Source organism: Planomonospora sp. ID91781, assembly GCF_015711595.1.
Classification (GTDB): domain Bacteria; phylum Actinomycetota; class Actinomycetes; order Streptosporangiales; family Streptosporangiaceae; genus Planomonospora; species Planomonospora parontospora.
The window spans coordinates 155,480-171,237 of record NZ_JABTEY010000001.1 but is presented as its reverse complement, the minus strand read 5'-3'; the positions used below and the strand labels follow the sequence as shown (position 1 = coordinate 171,237).

The 15,758-nt window shown below is 72.0% G+C and carries 12 protein-coding genes; 6 read left to right on the top strand and 6 right to left on the bottom strand.

Annotation, left to right across the window (positions count from 1 at the left end; all coding sequences use genetic code 11):
- Positions 1 to 414 precede the first annotated feature (414 nt).
- Positions 415 to 594 carry a hypothetical protein gene (locus HS048_RS39065; RefSeq protein ID WP_369690540.1) on the bottom strand — a complete coding sequence of 60 codons (180 nt, stop codon included), beginning with the start codon at positions 592 to 594 and terminating at the stop codon, positions 415 to 417.
- A gap of 166 nt (positions 595 to 760) precedes the next feature.
- Here HS048_RS39065 and HS048_RS00735 point away from each other — a divergent pair, with 166 nt between their 5' ends.
- Positions 761 to 1,576 carry a neutral zinc metallopeptidase gene (locus tag HS048_RS00735; RefSeq protein WP_068902393.1) on the top strand — a complete coding sequence of 272 codons (816 nt, stop codon included), beginning with the start codon at positions 761 to 763 and terminating at the stop codon, positions 1,574 to 1,576.
- A gap of 224 nt (positions 1,577 to 1,800) precedes the next feature.
- Here the strand turns inward: HS048_RS00735 and HS048_RS00730 are convergent, their stop codons facing one another.
- The 3 genes from HS048_RS00730 to HS048_RS00720 form a co-directional block, all read right to left on the bottom strand.
- A complete protein-coding gene (locus HS048_RS00730) occupies positions 1,801 to 2,823 on the bottom strand; it encodes an AI-2E family transporter (RefSeq protein WP_196465814.1) in 1,023 nt (340 codons plus the stop codon).
- A 471-nt stretch (positions 2,824 to 3,294) separates the two neighbouring features.
- Positions 3,295 to 4,641: a hypothetical protein gene (locus HS048_RS36615; RefSeq protein ID WP_230880676.1), complete on the bottom strand. Its 1,347-nt coding sequence runs from the start codon at positions 4,639 to 4,641 to the stop codon at positions 3,295 to 3,297.
- A gap of 110 nt (positions 4,642 to 4,751) precedes the next feature.
- The gene (locus HS048_RS00720; protein ID WP_196467731.1) at positions 4,752 to 6,323 is read right to left on the bottom strand and encodes a phospholipid carrier-dependent glycosyltransferase; all 1,572 of its coding nucleotides are present in this window, start codon (positions 6,321 to 6,323) and stop codon (positions 4,752 to 4,754) included.
- A gap of 357 nt (positions 6,324 to 6,680) precedes the next feature.
- Here HS048_RS00720 and rsmI point away from each other — a divergent pair, with 357 nt between their 5' ends.
- The gene (gene rsmI, locus HS048_RS00715; protein ID WP_196465813.1) at positions 6,681 to 7,535 is read left to right on the top strand and encodes a 16S rRNA (cytidine(1402)-2'-O)-methyltransferase; all 855 of its coding nucleotides are present in this window, start codon (positions 6,681 to 6,683) and stop codon (positions 7,533 to 7,535) included.
- A gap of 73 nt (positions 7,536 to 7,608) precedes the next feature.
- Positions 7,609 to 9,180, top strand: a complete 1,572-nt coding sequence (locus HS048_RS00710; protein WP_196465812.1) for a dolichyl-phosphate-mannose--protein mannosyltransferase — start codon at positions 7,609 to 7,611, stop codon at positions 9,178 to 9,180.
- Here the strand turns inward: HS048_RS00710 and HS048_RS00705 are convergent.
- Positions 9,096 to 10,640 carry a hypothetical protein gene (locus HS048_RS00705; protein ID WP_084008787.1) on the bottom strand — a complete coding sequence of 515 codons (1,545 nt, stop codon included), beginning with the start codon at positions 10,638 to 10,640 and terminating at the stop codon, positions 9,096 to 9,098. The genes HS048_RS00710 and HS048_RS00705 overlap by 85 nt on opposite strands.
- Positions 10,641 to 10,740: 100 nt before the next feature.
- Between HS048_RS00705 and HS048_RS00700 the strand changes: the two genes are divergently transcribed.
- Together HS048_RS00700 and metG are read left to right on the top strand one after the other, a co-directional pair.
- On the top strand, positions 10,741 to 12,039 hold the full coding sequence (locus tag HS048_RS00700; RefSeq protein ID WP_307832326.1) for a glycosyltransferase: 1,299 nt from the start codon (positions 10,741 to 10,743) through the stop codon (positions 12,037 to 12,039).
- Positions 12,040 to 12,208: 169 nt separating this feature from the next.
- Complete coding sequence (gene metG, locus HS048_RS00695) at positions 12,209 to 13,987, top strand: methionine--tRNA ligase (protein ID WP_196465811.1); 1,779 nt, start codon at positions 12,209 to 12,211, stop codon at positions 13,985 to 13,987.
- 166 nt (positions 13,988 to 14,153) lie between these two features.
- On the opposite strand, the gene HS048_RS00690 is transcribed toward metG, so the two are convergent.
- Positions 14,154 to 14,762 (bottom strand): TetR/AcrR family transcriptional regulator, encoded by a 609-nt coding sequence (locus tag HS048_RS00690; RefSeq protein WP_196465810.1) that lies wholly within the window; start codon positions 14,760 to 14,762, stop codon positions 14,154 to 14,156.
- A gap of 129 nt (positions 14,763 to 14,891) precedes the next feature.
- Here HS048_RS00690 and HS048_RS00685 point away from each other — a divergent pair, with 129 nt between their 5' ends.
- Positions 14,892 to 15,752, top strand: coding sequence for an SDR family oxidoreductase (locus HS048_RS00685; RefSeq protein WP_196465809.1), 861 nt, complete (start codon positions 14,892 to 14,894; stop codon positions 15,750 to 15,752).
- Positions 15,753 to 15,758 lie beyond the last annotated feature (6 nt).

The following is a 15,758-nucleotide window of genomic DNA, read 5'->3' as shown; positions in this document are numbered from 1 at the left end:
TCCGCCCCCGCAGCCTCTGCCGGCGTCCGGGGAGGCCGACGACCGGGCACTCCGGCCGGGTGCCCGGCGACCGGGAGGCCGGGAACACCTCCGCGGTGCCGGTGGGATCTCGGACCGAGGCCATATTGGATAGCGTTACTATCCTCTATTGGGTAGTATTGATATCCAAAGGAGGGTGAGTTCCGTGACCGTGATCGTCCTTGTCGTCTCCGCCCTGGTCTTCCGTCTCTCGGGTGCGCTGCTCGGCGTGGCCCGCTTCGGCACCTGGCGGGTGAGCGCCGCGCACGGCCTGGCCGTCATGCTCGTGATGACGGCCGGTGCCCACTTCGCCCCGCCGGGCGTGACCTTCATGCCGAACCACGCCGACATGGTGGCGATGGTCCCGCCGTTCGTCCCGTTCCCCGCCCTCGTGGTCTACCTGACCGGCGTCCTGGAGCTGGCCGGCGCGGTGGGACTCGTGCTCCCCGCCACCCGCCGGACGGCCGGGATCTGCCTGGCCCTGCTGTTCGTGCTCATGCTCCCCGCCAACGTCCACGCCGCGCTGGCCGGGGTGACCCTGGCGGGCGAGGCGGCGACACCGCTGTGGCAGCGCATCCCCGAGCAGATCCTCTACATCGGCGTGGCGCTCTGGGCGGCGGAGGTCGTGGGGGGACGCTCCGCGGGCCGTACGGTCTCCGCGAGCGGTGCGTCCCTCGTACGGTGAGCGCGGCGGGAATGGGCGCTGTTGGACCGTATCAATGCTTCTATAGGGTTTGACGCCATGCGTACCCCTCGAATCGCCCTGCTGGCCGGGGCCCTGGTCAGTCTGCTGCTCACCGGCACCGCCCACGCCGGCACCGCCCGCGCCGACTCCGGTGCCGCCGGCGCGCCGGTTCCCACCGGCGCCAAGGCGCTGACCCACAACCCGCTGTACCGCACCGGCAAGCTGACGGTGCCCTGCGGCCGCCACCCGGACGACTTCGCCAGCGTCGGCGCCGCCAAGAAGCACCTGACTGCGATGATGGACTGCATGAACGCCTCGTGGTCCGCGCAGCTGAAGAAGGCCGGCCTGCCGTTCGAGAAGCCGAAGGTCCGGTTCATCACCGGGCCCACCCGCGTGTGCGGAGAGCCATGGGGTGAGTACGTCGTCGGCCTCTACTGCACCAAGCAGCGGCAGATGGTCGTCATGATCGACGACTACTCCATCCAGCAACCGGCCGACCCGGACATCCTGCACACCCTCGCGCACGAGTACGCCCACCACGTGCAGAACGTCACCGGCATCCTGCCCGCCTTCTGGCGTACGCGGGTCCGCACGGAGGCTCAGGCTCTGACGTACGTCCGCCGCATGGAACTGCAGGCCGAGTGCCTGGCGGGGGCGTTCATGGCGAGCATCTGGGCCTCGCAGGAGTACACCGCCGAGGAGCGGGAGGCCCTCGTGAACGCCGCCCGGCACAACGGTGACGAGCAGTTCGAAAAGGGGAAGCGCATCCACGGCACGGGCAAGAACCAGTCCGCCTGGTTGCAGCGCGGCTTCGACAGCGCCTCCCCGGCCGCGTGCAACACCTGGACCGCGCCGGCGTCCCGCGTCGCCTGACGGCAGGACCTTCCGAGGCGAGGGGCGGGCCCGGTTCCGGTGATCCCGGTGCCGGGCTCCGGGCGGGCCGGGCGGCCGCCGTACCCGGCCGCGACGGGTGCGGGACGCCGGGGCCGATGCATCGGCCCCGCCTGGATCGGCCCCGCCCGGCGTGATGACCGCGAAAGGCGGCCGGAGTGCTGGAGCGGCTGAGCCGGGACCCGGCCGTCCTTCCCGCCGGGAGGTCAGAGGCGTTCCTGGCGGGGCAGGACGACCTCGCGGACGATGAGCAGGACGGCCGCGGCCATCGGGATGCCCAGCAGGGCCCCGACGACGCCGAGCAGGGCGCCGCCGAGCAGGGCGCCGACGATCGTGGCCAGCGGCGGGACGTCCACCGAGCTCTTCATCACCCTCGGCGCGATCAGGTAGTTCTCGACCTGCTGGTAGAGGGTGAAGAAGACGATGCAGACGATGCCCACCGTGGGGGAGACGAAGAACCCGACGAGGGAGGCCACCCCGGCGCCGATGAAGGCGCCGACCAGGGGGATCAGGTCGGTCAGCGCCACGATCAGGGACAGGGCCAGCGCGTACGGCACCTGCATGATGCTCAGGAAGACGAAGGTCGTCACGCCCGCGATCAGGGAGACGATCAGGTTCCCCGCGACGTAGCCGCCGATGCGCTGGATGATCTCGTCGCCGAGCAGGCGGGTGCGGGTCCGGCGGGACCGGGGGACCATGCGGTAGCCCATCTCCTTGATCGAGGTGAGCGAGCCGAGGAAGTAGAGCGTGAGGACCAGCACGGTCAGGGAGTTGAAGACCGCGCCGAGCAGGACCGTGCCGAGGCCGAGCACCCCGCCGAACATCTGGGTGCCGAAGTCGCCGCTGGTGACGTACTGCTGGAGTTTCTCCAGCAGTTGGAAGCGCTGGTCCAGGTCGCGGATGAGCGGGTGGTTCTGCAGCTCCTGGACGTACGTCGGGACGTTCTCCACGAACTCGGCGGACTGCGTGGTCAGCGGGGGCACGACCGCCAGGCCGAAGACCGCGAAGACGGTGATGACGCCGAGGAAGACCGTCGTGATCGCGAGCCAGCGCGGCAGGGTGCGGCGCTGGAGCGCCTCGACGGCGGGGTTGAGGCCGACGGCGAGGAAGAGCGAGACCACGATGAGGACCAGCACCGACCCCGCGCTCGCGACGGCCTGTACCAGCCACCACGCGGTGAGCACGCCGAGGGCCGCGGTGAAGCCGAACACGAACGGGTTGCCCCGCATGGAACGGCCGGGCCGTCCGAAGGGGGCGTCGGCCGGCGGAGCGCCGGTGGCGGGCGCCGCGGTGACGCCGTCGGTGACGTCGTCGGGGACGGGCGGAGCGGCCGCCGGGACCGGCCCGGAGGGGGGCGCGACGGGCAGCGGGCCCGCCGAGGTGAGGAGCGGTTCGGGAAACGGATCCGGCAGCGGGTCGGCCGCGGACGGGTCCGGTCCGGGAGGGGGAGCGGACGGCGCGCCGGATGCGAACGGGCCAGGTCCGGGAAGGGGGCCGGACGGCGCGCCGGATGTGGATGGGCCCGGTCCGGGAGGAGGGGCGGGCGCGCCGGATGCGTCCGGTGGCGTGCCCCCGGGTGTGTCCGGGGCCGTCTCCGGCTGCGGAGCACCGTTGTGGGAGGTGGGTTCGGGCACGTTCCGCTATTGCCCGTTATGGGGAGAAATAGTCGGACAGAAAGCGGGCCGGACCTGGGGAACGGCTCAGCCCATGCTGACGTACCGACGGGGGCGCAGGGCGTGGCCGCGCAGGGCCGCCAGCGCGGCGGCGCGGCCCGCCGAGGTGAGCTCGCCCCCCGCCCGCAGGCCGAACGCGTCCAGGAGACGGGTCAGCCCGGCCAGGGAGGCGTCGATCTCCGACCGGCGCTCCTCCTCGCAACCGATCACGGAGGCCACGCTCTCACGGTCGGCGGGCAGGCCGTCGGCCAGGAGCATGAGCGCCACCTCCCTGGCGGAGACGCCGAGGTCGTGCTCGTGTGAGACGGGCGAGAGCAGCGCGGTCGTCGCGGCCTCCCAGAGCAGCTCCGCGTCGCCGAGCAGGCGCCGCCCGGCGGCGGTGGTCACCAGGGCACGGCCGTCCCGGTCCAGCGCGCCCATCCGCTGGGCGGCCTCCCCCGCCGCGGCCAGTTCGTCGCCGCCCCAGCGGCCCGGCGTCCCCGAGGGCGCCGCGAGCACGGCGGGCACGACGACGGGGCCTCCCGGACCTTCCGGACCTTCCGGGCCCTTCGTGTCCGCGGAGTCCGCCGGACCCGCCGAGTCCGTCGGTCCCTTCGTGTCCGCCGGACCCTTCACGTCCTCCGAGTCCGGCGGGTCCGGGACGAGCGGGACCCCTCCGGGCTCCCCGCCCCGGCGCAGCAGCCAGCGCAGCGCCGCCAGGTGTTCCCCGGCCGGAGCCGGGATCGGGGCGTGCAGGCGGACCTCGAAGGGCTGAGCCAGCTCGCGCCAGGCCGCCCCCCGGCCCAGCACCCACCGGTTCAGCCGCTCACCCTGCACCCGGTGCAGCCAGTTGTCCCCGCCCAGCTCGGCCCGGGGAGTGGTCAGCCAGCGGCGGGTCAGGGCCTTGCGGTCGCGGGTGGAGCCGGGTGCGAGTTCACCCGAGACGATGGCCAGCTCCAGGGCGGCCGAGCAGGCGCCGTGGGCGCCCAGCTCCTCCGGCCCCATGATCGAGCTCCACCGCAGCTCCGGCACGTCGGGCGGGAGCACCCCGCGGGCGTCCAGCGCCGCCTGGTAGGCGGCGATCCCGGCGTCCTCGCCGGCCCGGGCGTAGGTGCGCAGGATCTGCGCGGTGACGGGGGAGGAGCACAGCGCCGCGTAGCGCTCCAGCCCGCCCAGGCGGAGCAGCCGGCCCAGCGCGCGGGCCGTCGCCGGCCGGTCGCCGGAGACCTTGGTGGGCAGCGTGTACCAGAGGAACTCGCAGACGGCGAGCTCGGTGATCGTCTCCAGCGGCTCGCCGCCGCTCAGCCACTCGATCGCACCGCGGGCGTCCTCGGCGCAGTCGGGGTCGGACCGTTCGAGATCGGCGAGGAGCGCGGCCACGTCCGGTGCAGGCATGCCTCGAAGTCTGCCGTATGACGGCCTGCCCTGACGATGAACGTGACGTAGTGGATCGTGCACGTCGCCCACCCTACGAAATCAGCTCTAAGCAACTCGTATGTGGACGGTCAGATCCACCTCTGGAAGAACATCCTCGCGTGCCACTCGGCGTACGGGATGCTCTCCGCGGTGAGCACGGGATAGAGGTACCAGAAATTGAGCAGGGCGAGCAGCACGAACGCCCCGACGATTCCCGCGCCGATCATGCGCCTGGGCTGGGTGAGCGGCACGAACGCCCCGGCGATCCGCACGCCGAGCATGCGCTGCTTCGGCGGGGCGTGCACCGGGCCGATGACGAGTCCGGCGGCCAGGACGAGGGCCAGGATCATGAACGGGACCATGGGGATGGCGTAGAACATGAACATGGTGCGGTTGTCGGCCAGGGCGTAGTAGAACCAGGGCAGCCAGCCGGCGGCGTAGGCCAGGAGCACGGCTCCGGCGCGCCAGTCGCGGGTGGCGACGTACCAGGCGACCATGGCGACGAGCGCGGCCAGCCCGCCGTACCAGATGACCGGCGTGCCGACGCCGAGCACGGCCTGGGAGCAGCCGCTGGGGTCGCCGCAGCCGGGTTTGGCCGTCTCGTAGAAGAAGGCGACCGGGCGCAGCAGCAGCGGCCACTCCCACGGCTCGGACTGGTAGTTGTGCGGGGTGGTCAGCCCGGTGTGGAAGCCGAGGACCTGGAAGTGGTAGGCCAGCCAGGAGCGGACGGAGTCGAAGACGAAGTAGTAGGGGCCCTGGGAGGTGGCCTGGGTCCAGTTGCGGCCCCAGCCGCCGGCGGAGGCGAACCAGCCGGTCCAGGAGGCCAGGTAGGTCAGGGCCGGGGCGGCGGCGAGGGCGGTCAGGGCGGTGGGCAGGTCGCGCATGAAGGCGCCGCTGTAGGGGCGGCGCAGGCCGACGGCGCGGCGGGCGCCGGCGTCCCACAGCAGGGTCAGGATCGTGAAGGCGGCCAGGAAGAAGATGCCGGACCATTTGACGGCGCAGGCGGCGCCGAGCATGGTGCCGGCGGCCAGGCGCCAGGGGCGCCAGCCGAGCCAGGGGCCCTGGTCGGTGAGGGGGGAGGTCTCGTACCAGGTGGCGAGGCGGGCGCGGGTGTGGTCGCGGTCGGTGACCAGGCAGGCGAAGCCGGCCAGGACGAAGAGCATGAGGAAGATGTCGAGCAGGGCGGTGCGGGACAGGACCAGGTGCAGGCCGTCGAGGGCGAGCAGGAGTCCGGCCAGGCAGCCGAGGAGGGTGGAGCGGGTCATGCGGCGGGCGGTGCGGGCGAGGATGAGGATGGAGATGACGCCTGCGGCGGCGGTGGCGAAGCGCCAGCCGAAGGGGGTCATGCCGAACAGGTGCTCGCCGGTGGCGATCAGCCACTTGCCCAGCGGCGGATGGACGACGTACGACGCGCACTTGTCCAGCTCGGCCGGGGCGCACTGCTCCCAGATCGCCGTGTTGCCCTGCATGAGGAGCTTGTCGGCGTCCTTGACGGCGTTCCGCTCGGCGCCGAAGTTGAGCAGCGCGAAGCCGTCCTTAGCGTAGTAGGTCTCGTCGAACATGACCGCGTTGGGGCGGCCCAGGTTCACGAAGCGCAGGACCGCACCGAACGCCGCCACCAGCAGCGGGCCGATCCAGCCCCACAGGACGCTCCCCGGCATGGGCGGCACCAGCCGGTCGCGTACGGAGTCCTCCGGTCGGCCGCCCGGCCGGGGCTCCGGCTGCTCGGACACCTGCTCAGGGAAATCGGTCACGGCCACCCGGACATCGTACGGGCCTCGTCACCCGTGCACCTCAAGAAACATCCCGTACGTACCCAACCGGGGAGCTTCTCCACGGCGGAACCGTGTTCTCCGCTGTCGTCCCCGGCTCCCCGGCCTCCCGAAATGCTCCGGACGGGGCGGACCGGGGCCGGGAACGGCGGGCGGGGACGAGCGGATCGGAGGCGTGACGGGAGGGGACCGGACGGGGCGGACCGGGGGCGGGAACGGCGGGCGGAGGCGGGAGCGGTGGGCGGGATGGGAGAAGATGGAAGGGTGACGGACAACGGCAGGCTGGTGCTGGCGGGGGCTCCGATCGGGCAGGCGGGCGACGTCTCGCCGCGCCTCCGCGAGGCACTGGAGACGGCCGACGTGGTCGCGGCGGAGGACACCCGGCGGCTGCGCCGGCTGGCCTCGGACCTGGGCGCGGAGATCGGCGGCCGGATCGTCTCCTACTACGACGCCAACGAGGTCGCGCGGGCCGCCGAGCTGCTGGAGGTGCTCCAGGCCGGCTACACCGTGCTGGTCGTCACCGACGCGGGCATGCCGGGGGTCTCCGACCCCGGCTACCGCCTCACCCGCCTGGCCGTCGACGCCGGGATCACGGTCACCTCGCTGCCCGGCCCCTCCGCGGTCACCACGGCCCTGGCCATCTCCGGCCTGCCCAGCGACCGGTTCTGCTTCGAGGGGTTCCCGCCGCGCAAGCAGGGCGAGCGGACGCGCCGGCTGGCCGCCCTGGCCGCCGAGGAGCGCACGATGGTGTTCTTCGAGGCGCCGCACCGGCTGGCGGCCTCGCTGGCGGCGATGGCCGAGGCGTTCGGGGCCGACCGGCCCGCCGCGGTCTGCCGGGAGCTCACCAAGACCTACGAGGAGGTACGGCGCGGCGGCCTGGGCGAGCTCGCCGAGTGGGCCGCGCAGGGGGTCAAGGGCGAGATCACCGTCGTCGTCGCCGGGCACGTCCAGGAGGCCCTGGAACCGGTCATCGAGGACCTGGTCGCCGAGGTCGCCCGGCGCGAGGAGGCCGGCGTGCCGAGGAAGCACGCGATCGTGGACGTCGCCAAAGCCGCGGGCATCCCCAAACGCGATCTCTACGACGCCGTCCATCGGGCCTGATCACACGGGCATCCCCAAACGTGACCTTTACGACGCTGTGCATCGGGCCTGATTCATCACCATAATCTCCTGAATGGGATCAACGCGTGACCGGCTGGTGCCGCCCATGCCGGGAGGCGTCCTGTGGGGCTGGATCGGCCCGCTGCTGGTGGCGGCGTTCGGCGCGGTCCTGCGCTTCGTCGACCTGGGCCGCCCCAACGCGGTCGTCTTCGACGAGACCTACTACGCCAAGGACGCGTTCGCGCTGCTCAACTTCGGCGTGGAGCGCAAGGCCCTGGGCAGCGTCGAGGACCAGGTCGCCGACCGGATGCTCATCGCCGGGGACACGCGGATCTGGGAGACGTGCGTGCCCGCGGACGCCGACCCCTGCCCGCTCTACGTGGCGCATCCGCCGCTGGGTAAGTGGCTGATCGCCACCGGCGAGCACCTGTTCGGCATGACCCCCTTCGGCTGGCGCTTCGCCACCGCCGCCGCAGGCGTCATCTCCATCCTCATCCTCGCCCGCACCGCCCGCCGCATGACCCGCTCCACCCTCCTCGGCTGCCTGGCCGGACTCCTGCTCGCCCTCGACGGCCTGCACCTGGTCCTGTCCCGCACCGCCCTGCTCGACATCTTCCTCATGCTCTTCGTCCTGGCCGGCTTCGCCTGCCTGGTCACCGACCGCGACCACACCCGCGCCCGCCTCGCCACCTGGTACGAGACCTCCCCCCTCACCGACCAGGGCCCCTGGCTCGGCTGGCGCCCCTGGCGCCTGGCCGCCGGCACCATGCTCGGCGCCGCCTGCGCCGTCAAATGGTCCGGCATCTTCTTCCTGGCCGCCTTCACGATCCTGACCCTGCTGTGGGACGCCGGCGCCCGCCGCGCCGTCGGCCTGCGCCGCCCCTACAGCGGCGCCTTCATGCGCGACCTGCCCACCGCCCTGACCGCCCTCGCCGCCGCCCCGGCCCTGACCTACCTGGCCTCCTGGACCGGCTGGTTCGCCTCCGCCGGCGGCTGGGGCCGCAACTGGACCCAGGCCACCTCCCAGGGCCCCTACTACTTCGTCTTCGACTCCGTCCGCTCCTGGCTGGCCTACCACTTCCAGGTCCTCGGCTTCCACACCGGGCTGGCGAAGCACCACGACTACCAGTCCGAGCCGTGGGAGTGGCCGCTGCTGCTGCGCCCGGTCGTGTTCCACTGGAAGACCCCCGCGAGCGGGTGCGGCGGGGGGAGCTGCGCGCAGGAGGTCCTGGGCGTCGGCACGCCGGTCATCTGGTACGGCGGGCTGGCCGCGCTCGTCGCCATGGTCGCCTGGTACGTCGCCACCCGCGACTGGCGCGCCGGAGCCGTGCTCCTGGCCTACGCCGCCGGCTGGCTGCCCTGGTTCTACTACGCCCTGGCCGACAACCGCACCATGTTCATGTTCTACGCCATCCCCATGGTCCCGTTCATGATCCTGGCCCTCGTCCTGGCCGCCGGACTCGTCATCGGCCCGGCGCGCGCCCCGCTCAACCGCAGGGCGCTGGGAGCCGCGCTGACCGGGACGTTCGCGCTGCTCGCGCTGGCCAACCTCTGGTGGCTCTACCCGGTGCTGACCGGCGAGGTCATCCCGTACGAGGACTGGTCGTCGCGGATGCTCACCGGGGACTGGATCAAGCCCGGCTGACGCCGGGCCAGGGTGATCGCCGCGGCGAGGCAGGCCAGCGGCACCGCGGGCAGCAGGTAGCGGTAGTCGAACTCGGCGGTCGCCGCCGGGGCCAGGATGAGCCCGAAGGCGGCCAGCCACGGCAGCAGCACCGGCCCGCCCAGCGTGCGCCAGCGCACCGCCACCCCGCCCAGGCCGATCAGCAGCAGCGCGCCCAGCACGATGCCGGGCAGCCGGACGATCCGCTGGTAGCCCTGCATGAAGGCGGCCCACGGGTCGTGCACGTCGGTGCCGATCACCCGGAGCCTGCCCTCGATCTGCGCGGTGGGCAGATCGGGGTCGTAGATCTGCGCGTCCCGGTCGGTGGTGCTGCCCTTGGGCGAGGACCAGGCGGGCAGCACCTTGTTCTCCGGGAGGAACTCGTACTGCCGGTAGGTGTTGGCGTCGGGGAAGCGCGGCCGGTCCCAGCGGAAGGCGCGGAAGAAGTCCCGGGCGACGACGGCGAGGTAGTCACCGGGCTGGGAGAGGATCGCCCGCTTGGCGAAGTCGCCGGCGGTCTTGTTCATCTCGGGGGTGAAGGTCGTGCCCACCCCGAAGGCGTGGAAGCGCTGGCCGTTGCGCGCCCACCACAGGTACATCTGCCCGAAGAGCCGCTTGTCCGGCGGATCGCTGATGCACAGCAGCGCGAGCTCCAGCTCCCTGCGCTTGTCGATCTCCATCTTGCTGCAGTCGGCGAACATCGCGGTCCGCATGTACAGGATCGCGCCGTCGCTGTTGGTCATCGCGACGTTGCCGTGCGCCGAGGCGAACCAGGCCATGTAGCCGGCCACCGGGATCGCGCACGCGGTCACCATGGCCGCGACCGGCTTCCACCCGGACCGCTTGACCAGCAGGTAGACCACCACCAGGGCGAGGATGGGCAGGCCGATCGAGCGGGTCAGCGCGGTGAGCGCGAGCAGCAGGCCGATCAACGCCCCCATCGGCCAGGTCATCCGCCGGTGCCAGAGCACGAGCGTGATGACGCCCACCACCAGCAGCATGAACATGGTGTCGGACATGATCAGGTGTTCGAGCTGGATCTGGTAGGCGTCGAAGAGCACCGGCACCGCGGCCAGCGCCGCCCCCCACCCCGGCAGGGCGAACCTCCGGCGCAGCAGGGCGTACACCAGCACGCCGACGGCCAGGCCCATCAGGTGCTGGGTGAACGCCACCAGGCTGAAACTGTGGAACGGCCGCAGCAGGAGCAGCCAGAAGGAATAACCGTTCGGCCGCAGGGCACTGGGTCTGTCGGGGTTGACGGCTCCGGAGACGTACTCGTAGGAGTCGTTGAACCACAGCGCCGGGCCGTACCCGAGCATGGTGACCACCCGCAGCGCGAAGGCCGCCGCCAGCACCACCGCGAACACGCGGTGGCGGTGCAGGAACGCCCGGAGACGGGCGCGCGCACCGGTCGGAGGTGGAGGATCCGCGACGGTCACCATGCATTACAGAATGCCAGCCGTTTGACGGACTCGACGCGGGCACCCGGACGAGAGGGCATCATGGTGGGATTGCCTGTGCCGTGACTGAAGGGTTCGAGACGTGGAACTGACCGTGGTCATGCCGTGCCTCAACGAGGCGGAGACCGTGGAGACCTGCGTACGCAAGGCCCTGGCCTGCATGCGGGAACACGGGATCGACGGCGAAGTCCTGATAGCCGACAACGGGAGCACCGACGGCTCGCAGCAGCTGGCCCGGGACGCCGGGGCGCGGGTCGTGCACGTGGACGCCAAGGGGTACGGCAACGCCCTCATCGGCGGCATCCGCGCCGCCCGCGGGACGTACGTCATCATGGGCGACGCCGACGACTCCTACGACTTCACCGCGCTGATGCCGTTCGTCGAGCAGCTGCGCGACGGCGCCGACCTGGTGATGGGCAACCGCTTCAAGGGCGGGATCGCGCCGGGCGCCATGCCGCCGCTCCACCGCTACCTCGGCAACCCGGTGCTCTCCTTCATCGGGCGGCTGTTCTTCCCCAGCGCCATCGGCGACTTCCACTGCGGCCTGCGCGGGTTCCGGCGCGACTCCATCCTCAGGCTCGGCCTGCAGACCGGCGGCATGGAGTTCGCCAGCGAGATGGTGGTGCGCTCGACGCTGTCCGGGCTGGACGTGCGCGAGGTGCCCACCACGCTCTCCCCGGACGGGCGGAGCCGGCCCCCGCACCTGCGCTCCTGGCGCGACGGCTGGCGCCACCTGCGCTTCCTGATGCTCTACAGCCCGCGCTGGCTGTTCTTCATCCCCGGCCTGGTCATGATGACCCTCGGCCTGGTCGCGGGCACCCTGCTGACCTTCGGCCCGGTCTACATCGGCAAGCTCGCCTTCGACGTCGACACCCTCGTCGGCGCCTCGGCCATGCTGGTGATCGGCTTCCAGGCGGTGCTGTTCGCCCTGTTCACCAAGGTGTACGCCGCCGAGGAGGGGTTCCTGCCGGAGGACCGGCGGGTGCGCAAGCTCGTCGACATCGTGAGCCTGGAGAAGGGCCTGATCGCCGGCGGCCTGCTGGCCCTGGCCGGGCTGGGCGGACTGGTCGCCTCGCTGGTCCACTGGCAGACCCGCAGCTTCGGGCCGCTGATCCCGTCCGAGTCGCTGCGCATCGTGGTGCCCTCGGCCACCGCGCTGATCATGAGCTTCCAGACCATCTTCGCGGCGCTGTTCATCAGCATCCTGGGCATCCGCCGTACCAAGGAGACGCCCATCGACGTGGCGGCCTCCGCCGCGGAGGAGGCCGCCGAGGCGGTCAGCCGGGAGCGCGCCGGGACCGCCGGGAGCGCTGAGAGCGTTGGGAGCACCGCGGACGGCGGCGTCCCGGTGGAGACGGGCGCGGACAGCGGTACGGCGTGACCCGCCGCCCGGGGCGCCGGGGTCCGCTCGGGCGGAGGATCCGCGGCACGGCGTGACCCGCGGCCCCGGCGCCGGGGCCCGGCCGGGCGGCGGTACGGCGTGACCCGCCGCCTGAGCACCGGGGCCCAACCGGGAGGAAGATTCACAGGACAGGCTCTAGGCTTAGAACATGTCCCAGCACATCCTGACCGCGGTCGCCTGGCCCTACGCCAACGGCCCCCGCCACATCGGGCACGTCTCCGGATTCGGCGTGCCGTCCGACGTCTTCAGCCGCTACCAGCGGATGGCGGGCAACAAGGTCCTCATGGTGAGCGGGACCGACGAGCACGGCACGCCCATCCAGGTCCAGGCCGACAAGGAGGGCCTGGGCGTCCGCGAGGTCGCCGACCGCTACAACCGGCTGATCGCCGAGGACCTCACGGCCCTGGGCCTGTCCTACGACCTGTTCACCCGGACCACCACGGCCAACCACTACGCGGTGGCGCAGGAGATCTTCAAGGGCCTGCACGCCAACGGCTACATCTTCCCCAAGACCACGATGGGGGCGATCTCGCCCTCCACCGGCCGCACCCTGCCCGACCGCTACATCGAGGGCACCTGCCCGATCTGCTCCTACGACGGGGCCCGCGGCGACCAGTGCGACAACTGCGGCAACCAGCTCGACCCGATCGAGCTGATCAACCCGGTCAGCCGGATCAACGGCGAGACGCCGGTCTTCGTGGAGACCGAGCACTTCATGCTCGACCTGCCCGCCTTCGCCGAGGTGCTGGGCTCGTGGCTGCAGTCCAAGCAGGGCGAGTGGCGGCCCAACGTGCTGAAGTTCTCCCTCAACCTCCTCGGCGACCTGCACCCCCGCGCGATCACCCGCGACCTCGACTGGGGCGTGCCGATCCCGCTGGAGGGCTGGAGCGACCAGGCCAACAAGCGGCTCTACGTCTGGTTCGACGCGGTCATCGGCTACCTCAGCGCCTCCATCGAGTGGGCCCGCCGCTCCGGCGACCCGGACGCCTGGCGGCAGTGGTGGCAGAACCCCGACGCCCGCGGCTACTACTTCATGGGCAAGGACAACATCGTCTTCCACTCGGAGATCTGGCCGGCGCTGCTGCTCGGCTACAACGGCCAGGGCGCCCGCGGCGGCACGGCCGGCTCGCTCGGCGCGCTGAACCTGCCCTCCGAGGTGGTCTCCAGCGAGTTCCTGACCATGGAGGGGCGCAAGTTCTCCTCCTCCCGCCAGGTCGTCATCTACGTCCGCGACTTCCTGGCCCGCTACGACGCCGACGCGCTGCGCTACTACATCGCGGTGGCCGGGCCGGAGAACCAGGACACCGACTTCACCTGGTCGGAGTTCCTCAACCGGAACAACGGCGAGCTGGTGGCGGCCTGGGGCAACCTGGTCAACCGCTCGATCTCCATGGCCGCCAAGAACTTCGGGGCGATCCCGGAGGCGGGCGACCTCACCGACGCCGACCGCGCCCTGCTGGACAGGTCCCGGGCGGCCTTCGGCCCGGTGGGCGCGGAGCTGAACCGCTCGCGGTTCAAGAACGCGGTCAACGAGGCGTTCGACGTCGTCCGCGACGCGAACAGATACCTCGCGGAGCAGGAGCCCTGGAAGATCAAGGACGACCCCGAGCGGGTCAAGTCCATCCTGCACGTCGCCCTGCAGGTCGTCGACGACGCCAAGACGCTGCTGACCCCGTTCCTGCCCACCTCCTCCAACAAGATCTACGCGATGCTCGGCGGCACCGGCGTCTGGTCGGGCATGCCGGAGATGAAGGAGGTCGGCGAGGACGGCCGGAGCTACCCGGTCATCACCGGGTCCTACGAGGGCGCCGCCCGCTGGGAGTCCGCCCCCATCAGGCCCGGCACCCCGCTGGCCCCGCCGACCCCGCTGTTCCGCAAGCTCGACCCGAAGATCGTCGATGAGGAGCTCGCCCGCCTCGGCGAGTAGCCGCACGCCCCGGTCGTACGCGGCCGCCCGGACCGTCGCGGTCCGGGCGGCCGCTCGTCTTCGGGGGCGCCGGGCTCAAGGGCCGGCGGCACCGTGCTCGGGGCCGGAGAGGCCGGGCTCAGAGGCTGGAGGACGCCGGGCTCAGGGGGGGCGGGGGGCAGGCCGTTCAGGGCCGGGGGAGCAGGCCGTTCAGGGCCGTCTCGACGACGCGGTCGGCGTACTCGGGGGTGAGCGGTCCGCCGCGCTGCATCCACCGGTTCTGCAGCGGGCCCCAGAGCATCTCGACGGCCACGTCGAGGTCGAGGTCCGCCGCGAGCTGCCCGGCCCGCTGGGCGCTGCGCAGCCGCTCCTTCTTCAGCTCCCGCATCGGTCGCTCCAGGTGTTCGGCGTAGGCGGCGGCCAGTTCCGGGTCGTGGGCGATCTCGGTGTTCAGGGCGCGCATCGGCTCGTCGTAGCGCGGGTCGTTCAGCTCCGCGACGGTGGCGCGCAGGACCGTCTTCAGGTCGGCCTCCAGGTCCCCGGTGTCGGGCAGGGCGGGATCGCCCTCCGCTCCCTCGCTGAGCATGAGGAAGGCGTCGAAGAGCACCGCGCCCTTGGAGGGCCACCAGCGGTAGATCGTCTGCTTGCCGACGCCGGCCCGGGCCGCGATGCCCTCGATGCTGAGCCTGGCGTAACCGACCTCACCGGCCAGGTCGAACGCCGCGGTGAGGATGGCCCGCCGGGAGGTCTCGCTGCGGCGGGCCGCGTTGGCGGTGGTCGTGCGCTGCGTCGTCATGCGGCCCAACCTAACAAAAACTAGACGAGACGGATCGTCTTGACTTGATGAAGCCGCCTTCGGTACCGTCATCGCCATAGAGCGAGACGGACCGTCTCGACTCGTCAAGTGAACGATCGGAGAATCCGTATGCGCACCCCGGGAACCGCCCCCTCCCGCACCTGGTTCGTCACCGGCGCGAGCCGCGGCCTGGGCCGCGCGTTCACCCTGGCCGCGCTGGAGCGCGGCGACAGGGTGGCCGCCGCGGCCCGGACCGTCTCCGCGCACGACTTCGGCGACCGGTACGGTGACCGGCTGCTGGCCCTTCCCCTCGACGTGACCGACCGCGACGCGGTCTTCGCCGCCGTGGACGCGGCCGCCGAGCACTTCGGCCGGCTGGACGTCGTGGTCAACAACGCCGGGACCATGTCCTCGGGGATGGTCGAGGAGTTCACCGAGGCCGAGGCCCGCGCCCAGTTCGAGGTCAACCTCTTCGGGGCGCTCTGGGTCTGCCAGGCCGTACTGCCGCACCTGCGCGCGCAGGGCTCCGGCCACATCGTGCAGATCTCCAGCGTCGCCGCCCTCGGCGGCTTCCCGACCACCGGGATGTACAGCGCGAGCAAGTTCGCGCTGGAGGGGATGAGCGAGGCGCTGGCGATGGAGGCCGCGGGCTTCGGTGTCAAGCTCACCATCGTGCAGCCCGGCGGCTACTGGACCGATCTCTACGCCGGCATGGCCATGACCGCGCCCGCCGAGCCGTACGGCCCGCTCCGCGCCGAGATCGAGAAGCAGTGGGCCGAGGGATCGGTCGACAGCGAGCCGCGCCTGGCCGCCGAGGCGGTGCTGGAACTGGTCGACAGCGACGATCCGCCGCTCCGGCTGCTGCTCGGCGGCATGGCCTACGACCTGGCCTTCGACGTCTCCCGGCGGCGGATGGAGACCTGGGCCGGCTGGGAGCGGGTCAGCCGCGCCGCCGAACGCGCCGTGCCCGCCCCCGGGACCGCCGGGTGACCCGCT

Bases quoted from the DNA above. Each gene is read 5' to 3' on its own strand.
- rsmI (WP_196465813.1), top strand. From the start codon at position 6,681: ATGGGAGAAGATGGAAGGGTGACGGACAACGGCAGGCTGGTGCTGGCG.
- HS048_RS00690 (WP_196465810.1), bottom strand. From the start codon at position 14,762: ATGACGACGCAGCGCACGACCACCGCCAACGCGGCCCGCCGCAGCGAG.
- HS048_RS00705 (WP_084008787.1), bottom strand. From the start codon at position 10,640: ATGGTGACCGTCGCGGATCCTCCACCTCCGACCGGTGCGCGCGCCCGT.
- HS048_RS00685 (WP_196465809.1), top strand. From the start codon at position 14,892: ATGCGCACCCCGGGAACCGCCCCCTCCCGCACCTGGTTCGTCACCGGC.
- HS048_RS00720 (WP_196467731.1), bottom strand. From the start codon at position 6,323: ATGCCGGGGAGCGTCCTGTGGGGCTGGATCGGCCCGCTGCTGGTGGCG.
- HS048_RS36615 (WP_230880676.1), bottom strand. From the start codon at position 4,641: ATGCCTGCACCGGACGTGGCCGCGCTCCTCGCCGATCTCGAACGGTCC.
- metG (WP_196465811.1), top strand. From the start codon at position 12,209: ATGTCCCAGCACATCCTGACCGCGGTCGCCTGGCCCTACGCCAACGGC.
- HS048_RS00710 (WP_196465812.1), top strand. From the start codon at position 7,609: ATGGGATCAACGCGTGACCGGCTGGTGCCGCCCATGCCGGGAGGCGTC.
- HS048_RS00735 (WP_068902393.1), top strand. From the start codon at position 761: ATGCGTACCCCTCGAATCGCCCTGCTGGCCGGGGCCCTGGTCAGTCTG.
- HS048_RS00730 (WP_196465814.1), bottom strand. From the start codon at position 2,823: ATGCGGGGCAACCCGTTCGTGTTCGGCTTCACCGCGGCCCTCGGCGTG.
- HS048_RS39065 (WP_369690540.1), bottom strand. From the start codon at position 594: ATGCGCTGCCACAGCGGTGTCGCCGCCTCGCCCGCCAGGGTCACCCCG.